Raw genomic sequence first — 7,073 nt, 5'->3', positions numbered from 1 at the left:
TGAAAAACCGCAAGCTATACGCTCGCGGTTTTGGTTGTCAGAATAATTATGAAAGGTGTTGTTGTACGTATTTATTTACAAGTGACCCGTCTGCTTTACCCTTTACTTTAGGCATAATCGCAGCCATCACTTTTCCCATATCCGCTTTTGATTTTGCACCGACTTCAGAGACTGTTTCTTTAACAATTTCTGACAACTCTTCTTCGGAAAGCTGCTTCGGTAAATACAGTTCGACGATAGCCAACTCTGCACGCAATTTATCAACAAGGTCTTGACGACCTGCTTTATCAAATTCATGGAGGGATTCTTTGCGTTGCTTCACTTCGCGAGAAAGGATAGTTAACTCTACTTCTTCGGAAAGCTCTTTTGTTCCAAGCTTAATCGCTTCATTTTGCAATGAAGCTTTTACCATCCGAATCGTTATGAGTTTGTCTTTTTCCTTATTTTTCATCGCTTGTTTCATGTCACTATTTAAACGCTCGAGAAGACTCATTAATTACACCCTCTCTTAGAACTTACGTTTTCTTGCTGCTTCAGACTTTTTCTTACGCTTTACACTTGGCTTTTCGTAGAATTCGCGCTTTCTTGCCTCTTGCAAAGTACCAGTTTTTGATACTGTACGTTTGAAGCGACGAAGAGCATCTTCAAGCGATTCGTTTTTCTTAACGACGGTTTTAGACATTCTCTTTCCCTCCCTCCGAAACACAACACACTTACATTCAATCCATGTACCCTGCAATTATAATATATCATAGAAATTAGGTCAACTGTATTTCTAGAGATGAATCAAGCTTTTTATATTTTTATTCATAAATCCACATTTTATTGAACAACCCACTATAAATCTGGCATGTCCCTTTCCCACAGGCATACAATGAAGGTAGGGGGTGAAGACATGCTATACATAGTATTATTTATTTTATTTATCTTATTATTTATCTTCGGTATGACCATTATAAGGTTTGGATTATTTAATTTATCGGGGAATAAGTTAAAAGGATGGCTGACAAAACTAACAAGTACACCACTAAAAGGTATGGTGACAGGCACCTTTGTTACTGCTTTATTACAGAGCAGTTCAGCCGTCATGGTCATAACGATTGGCTTAATTTCAGCGAAAATCATGACCTTTCCTCAATCTATTGGGATTATTTTGGGTACAAATATCGGTACAACCTTTAAAACAGAGCTAATTACCTTCAATCTTGATAAAATTCTAGTACCACTCGCTATTATTGGAGCCTTACTTACCTTTTTTAAACCTATAAAGATTAGAAGCATTGGTATGGTCACCTTTGGAATCGCCTCAGTCTTTACATCAATGAAAGGTTTTGAGCTTTTGGCTCGTCCATTAACTGAACTCCCATTTATCAATAATTTTATCCTCTCCATTAACGACAATATCATTTTAAGTATTATAACTGGAGCAGTCATAACTGCCATTATTCAATCTAGTACAGCTATGACCGGAATCACCATGGGGTTTTTAACGGCAGGGTTGCTCCATCTTGATGCAGGAATTGCGATTGTGTTTGGGGCCAATATCGGGACATGTATCACTGCAATGATTGCTTCGATTGGAGGCGGGAAAGAATCAAGATTAGCTGCCTTTGCACACGTTTGGCTTAATGTAGCTGGTGTTTTACTCTTTACTCCCTTTATCCCCGCTTTGTCCGAGAATGCGCATTTGTTAGCGGATGAAAAAATGATTCAACTAGCACATATTAGTGTTATATTTAACGTCGTTTCATCCATCATGGTCCTGCCTTTTGCAACAAAATTTGGTGAAATGATCCTGAAAGTTCATGGTGAAAAAACAAAATAAAGCACAAAAAAGACGGCCATGGCCGTCTTTTTTAGTAATCCGAAGTAACCGTCAAGCCTTGAAGAATGGCAACTCCTGCACTTGCGCCAATTCTCGTTGCTCCTGCTTGAATCATTTTTTCGGTATCTTCTGTATTACGAACCCCTCCGGAGGCTTTAACTCCAATATCAGGTCCAACCGTTTCTCTCATCAGCTTAATATCTTCAACCGTAGCACCGCCTGTCGAGAACCCAGTCGATGTCTTAACATAGTCTGTTCCTGCCTTAACTGCAAGCTCGCAGGCGTGAATTTTTTCTTCCCTTGAAAGCAAGCTTGTTTCAATGATAACCTTTGTTAATGCTTTACCCTTTGCAGCTTCAACAACTGCCCGGATATCCTTTTCCACTAACTCATAATTTTTATCCTTCAAAGCGCCGATATTGATTACCATGTCAACTTCGTCCGCACCATTCTCTATTGCATTTTTTGTCTCAAATGCCTTGGTTTCCGGAGTTGTCGCACCGAGTGGAAACCCAATAACAGTACAAACCTTAACGCCACTTCCACTTAATAAATCTCTCGCAGTACTAACCCAAGTGGGATTTACACAAACGGAAAAAAATTTATGCTCCTTAGCTTCTTGGCAAAGGGTCTCAATTTGTTGACGTGTAGCGTCCGCTTTTAACAATGTATGGTCAATCATCGAAGCAACATTGGCAGTAGCCATTTTACTAGCCCCATTTCTATAAAGAATTTGATACTAACATTAGAATACCCAAATCAATATAAAAAAAAGAACCTAAATAGGTCCTTAAATGGCAGCTTCTTCTTCCGTAAATACTTCAAGTTTTACTGGTTCATCTTCAACAATTCGGACAAATTGTCCCTCATTGTAAGGATACCCAGCTTTTGAAATCTTCACTTTAACAAGTTTACCTATCATTTCTTCTGTTGCAGGGAATACCACTTTCAAATAATTATCTGTGTATCCTATATACAGTCCCTCGCTGAACTCTTCTTCGGGAATTACTTCTAATACATCATTTTCAAATTGTGATGCATATTCCTTAGCTAATTGATCAGAAAGAGCAATTAAGCGGTGCACTCGCTCATTTTTAACTTCTTCGTCCACTTGATCATCCATTCTGGCAGCAGGTGTTCCTGTACGCTTAGAATAAGGGAAGACATGTAGTTCAGAAAATTTATGTTCATTAATAAAATTATATGTTTCCGTAAATTCTTCTTCAGTTTCACCAGGAAAACCGACAATTACGTCTGATGTAACAGCAAGACCAGGAAGTACTTCTTTTAGGCGGTCTAATCTTTCGCCAAAGAATTCCATCGTATATTTACGACGCATTCTTTTTAAGACTGTATTTGAACCGGATTGAATTGGGATATGCAAATGACGAACAATAATATTTGAGTGTTTAATTACTTCAATTACTTCATCACTGATTTGACTTGCTTCAATAGAAGAAATTCGGAGACGTGCAAGTCCCTTTACTTGGGCTTCTAAATCACGAAGCAGCAGGGCAAGGTTGTAATCCTTCATATCCTCGCCATATCCACCTGTATGAATCCCGGTTAACACAATTTCTTTGTAACCCGCATCCACAAGCTGCTGTGCTTGACGAATGACTTCTTTTGGATCACGTGATCTCATTAGCCCGCGTGCCCATGGGATAATACAAAAAGTACAGAAGTTGTTACAACCTTCTTGTATTTTCAATGAAGCACGTGTACGATCGGTAAATGCAGGAACATCAAGTTCTTCATAGACACGGTTTTTCATGATATTACCAACACCATTTATTGGCTGGCGTTCTGTCTTATACTGTTCTATATATTCAAGCATTTTCACTCGATCCTGGGTTCCAACTACGATATCAACACCAGGTATTGCCATAATTTCTGCAGGTGATGTTTGCGCATAACATCCTGTCACACAAATTACTGCATCGGGATTTTTGCGGACCGCACGGCGAATTACTTGGCGGCTTTTTTTATCGCCTGTATTTGTAACCGTACAAGTATTAATTATATATACATCAGAGATTGATTCAAAATCAACTCGATCATAGCCTTCTTGCTTGAACAATTGCCAGATAGCTTCAGTCTCATAATGATTCACTTTACATCCAAGTGTATGAAAAGCGACTGTTGGCATTGTATTCATCTCCTCATTAATTCAAAATGGTAGGAAATCGCCGCTAAAGCATACAGTGGCGCAGTTTCCGTTCTTAATATTCGCGGACCTAAGCCGCAAAGAGTAAAGTCATTTTCTTGTAAAACGTTAACTTCTTCTTCAGCTAATCCACCCTCAGGACCAAATACCAAAAGCAGCGATTCCCCTGGCTTCATTTTTTGTAATGTTGCTGAAAAAATAGATGTTTCACCACTTCTACTTTCTTCTTCAAATGCAACTAATTTATAATGAAAATTTTTGCTTTTCTCAATCAAAGCTTTAAAATTCATTGGGCTGCTAATTTCAGGGACATATGCACGATGGGATTGCTCCGCTGCTTCTTTGGCAATTTTTTGCCATCTCTCTACTTTTTTACCGGATTTTTTATCATCCCATTTTACGACTGAACGACGGGCAGCAAAAGGAATAAATTCATGGGCACCAAGTTCCGTGCCTTTTTGAATAATCCATTCAAGTTTGTCCCCTTTTGGAAGTCCGCTAGCAATCGTAATTGAAATAGGAAGCTCTGACTTCTCATCTTTCCATTGTACAACGTCTGCAACGACTTGTTCATCGGTAATTTTTGCAATTTCACAAACTGCTGCATCCCCGTTTGGTTCAACACAAATAATTTTGTCCCCGATTTCCATACGCATAACCTTAGTAATATGGTGGCGGTCATCACCATCAATCACAAAACTATTTTCATTTGCTCGTTTTTTAACAAAGTAGCGTTGCACACGATGCACCCCTCTAAAACATTTTACTCTTCATTGTACTGTATTAAATCTCACTTTTAAAGAAGTGAAATAGAAAAAAGGGGCATTATCCCCTTTTTTTTAAGCATTATACCCTTTTGGCAATAATCGCAACCCAATCTTCCATTAAGATGGTTTCCATGATCTCAAATCCGGACTGAATGAGTCCTTCTTTTACTTGATCTTTCTTCTGCTGAATAATACCTGAGGCAATAAAAGTCCCTCCAGGTTTAACAACACGTGCTACATCATCTGTAAAACGTAGAATAACTTCGGCTAAAATATTGGCAACGACAACGTCAGCACAGTTCTTTTCTACACCATCTAATAGATTATTTTGCGAAGTGGTAACTTTGTCGCTTACCTTATTAAGCTTTATGTTGAGTCGCGCTGAAGTGACAGCAACCTCATCTAAATCAAAGGCACGAACATCTTCTGCGCCTAACATGGCAGCAGCAATACTAAGAACTCCAGAGCCAGTACCAACATCAATTACCCTGTCACCTGGCCTGACAGACCTTTCTAATGCTTGGATACACATGACCGTAGTAGGATGCGTTCCAGTTCCGAAAGCCATCCCAGGATCCAGTTCAATGATTAATTCATCACTGCTGACTGGGGTGTAAATCTCCCAAGTAGGAACGATTGTAAACTTCTCAGAAATTTTAACAGGATGATAATATTTCTTCCATGCTGTAGCCCATTCTTCTTCATTCACTTCACTAATGGTTACTTTGTTAATTCCAATATCAATATTGTGGATAATCAGATTATTAATGGATTCTTTTATCGCATCCACAGTTTCACCTAGAAAGCTGTTAACTGGTAAATAGGCTTTAACGATAACACCTTCTTCAGGGTAATCATCTGGATTGAGTTGGTAGATTTCCCCGAACTGATCTTGCCTTTCCTTTGTTAGTTCAAAAGGATCTTCAATAACTACACCGCTGGCACCGGCCTCGTGTAAAATATGTGATATTGGTTCAATCGCTTCGTTTGTAGTGTGAATACTAAATTCAGACCACTTCATTCTACCAACTCCAATCCTTACTCACCTTTAAAGGCTCGTTTTACTTTTGAGAAAAAACCTTCTTCATGTTCACCAATTGGTGAATTTCCACTAAGTTCAGCAAATTCACGAAGAAGCTGCTTTTGTTTATCCGTTAACTTAGTCGGAGTAATAATACGGACGATTATGTGCTGGTCCCCTGTTCCATATCCACGTACATTCGGAATTCCCTTACCTTTGAGTCGGAATTTTGTTCCTGTCTGCGTACCAGATGGGACCTTAACTTTTACTTTGCCATGCAAGGTTGGGACTTCGATTTCATCTCCGAGCGATGCTTGAACAAAGGTGATAGGCATTTCACAATAAACATCGTCGCCATCTCTTTCAAAAAACTCATGCTCTCTTACGTGGAAAACAATGTAAAGATCACCTGATGGACCTCCGTTTATACCGGCCTCACCTTGTCCTGAAATCCTTAACTGTTGTCCATCGTCAATACCTGCAGGAATTTTCACATGAATCTTTTTGCGTTTTTTCACCTTACCACTACCGCCACAGGTTGCACATTTATGCTTAATTTCTTTTCCTGTACCATTACAATGGTGACAAATACGGCGATTAACCACTCTGCCAAAAGGCGTATTTTGTTCAATATTTAACTGTCCTGTTCCATGACAGTGTTGACATGTTTCAGGCTTTGTTCCCTTTTTAGCACCAGACCCGCTGCATGTACTGCAGGTTTCTTCACGCGGAATTTCAATATCTGTTTCTTTTCCAAATGCTGCTTCCTCAAACGTAATTGTCATCGTGTACTGTAAGTCAGCACCTTGCCTAGGGGCATTAGGATCGCGCCTGCGTGACCCGCCGCCGCCGCCGCCGCCGCCGCCAAAGAAAGTATTGAAAATATCCTCAAAACCTCCAAAACCGCCGCCAAAATCAGCGCCGCCTCCAAAGCCTTGATTTGGATCCGTATGACCAAATTGATCATAATGTGCCTTTTTTTGATCATCGCTTAAAACCTCATAAGCTTCTGCGATTTCTTTAAATTTATCTGCAGCATCAGGCTCTTTGTTAATATCTGGATGATATTGTTTAGAGAGCTTTCGATATGCTTTTTTTATCTCATCCTTAGAAGCGCTCTTACTAACACCAAGCACCTCATAGTAATCTCGTTTACTCATGATTACCACTCCCGAATCTTTCACATAAAGATTATTCTAACACAATAAAAACACAAATTACAAAGAAAAAGTCAAAGCCGATGCTGACTTTGACTTTTTCATCAGTTAGTAAGTCTATTATTGTCTAGCTCCA

Annotated in this window: 8 protein-coding genes; 1 reads left to right on the top strand and 7 read right to left on the bottom strand. The window is 39.3% G+C overall.

The window, feature by feature from the left end; all coding sequences use genetic code 11:
* Positions 1–46: 46 nt before the first annotated feature.
* Positions 47–493, bottom strand: coding sequence for a GatB/YqeY domain-containing protein (locus CHI06_RS18645; protein ID WP_095250131.1), 447 nt, complete (start codon positions 491–493; stop codon positions 47–49).
* Between the two features lie 15 nt (positions 494–508).
* Entirely contained in the window at positions 509–682 is a 174-nt protein-coding gene (gene rpsU / locus CHI06_RS18640; RefSeq protein WP_075686208.1) for a 30S ribosomal protein S21, read from the bottom strand.
* 213 nt (positions 683–895) lie between these two features.
* Here rpsU and CHI06_RS18635 point away from each other — a divergent pair, with 213 nt between their 5' ends.
* Positions 896–1,825, top strand: a complete 930-nt coding sequence (locus CHI06_RS18635) for a Na/Pi symporter (protein ID WP_095250130.1) — start codon at positions 896–898, stop codon at positions 1,823–1,825.
* A gap of 31 nt (positions 1,826–1,856) precedes the next feature.
* Here the strand turns inward: CHI06_RS18635 and deoC are convergent, their stop codons facing one another.
* The 5 genes from deoC to dnaJ form a co-directional block, all read right to left on the bottom strand.
* Positions 1,857–2,531, bottom strand: a complete 675-nt coding sequence (gene deoC / locus CHI06_RS18630) for a deoxyribose-phosphate aldolase (RefSeq protein ID WP_095250129.1) — start codon at positions 2,529–2,531, stop codon at positions 1,857–1,859.
* Between the two features lie 84 nt (positions 2,532–2,615).
* Positions 2,616–3,974 carry a tRNA (N(6)-L-threonylcarbamoyladenosine(37)-C(2))-methylthiotransferase MtaB gene (mtaB, locus tag CHI06_RS18625; RefSeq protein ID WP_095250128.1) on the bottom strand — a complete coding sequence of 453 codons (1,359 nt, stop codon included), beginning with the start codon at positions 3,972–3,974 and terminating at the stop codon, positions 2,616–2,618.
* Between the two features lie 5 nt (positions 3,975–3,979).
* On the bottom strand, positions 3,980–4,732 hold the full coding sequence (locus CHI06_RS18620) for a 16S rRNA (uracil(1498)-N(3))-methyltransferase (protein WP_095250127.1): 753 nt from the start codon (positions 4,730–4,732) through the stop codon (positions 3,980–3,982).
* 106 nt (positions 4,733–4,838) lie between these two features.
* Positions 4,839–5,780: a 50S ribosomal protein L11 methyltransferase gene (gene prmA / locus CHI06_RS18615; protein ID WP_095250126.1), complete on the bottom strand. Its 942-nt coding sequence runs from the start codon at positions 5,778–5,780 to the stop codon at positions 4,839–4,841.
* A gap of 17 nt (positions 5,781–5,797) precedes the next feature.
* Positions 5,798–6,940, bottom strand: a complete 1,143-nt coding sequence (gene dnaJ / locus CHI06_RS18610) for a molecular chaperone DnaJ (protein WP_095250125.1) — start codon at positions 6,938–6,940, stop codon at positions 5,798–5,800.
* Positions 6,941–7,073 lie beyond the last annotated feature (133 nt).

Origin of the sequence: Bacillus sp. 7884-1, assembly GCF_002272245.1 — a bacterium.
Taxonomy (GTDB): domain Bacteria; phylum Bacillota; class Bacilli; order Bacillales; family Cytobacillaceae; genus Neobacillus.
The sequence above is the reverse complement of the archived record's forward strand: the minus strand, read 5'-3'. Positions and strand labels throughout refer to the sequence as shown.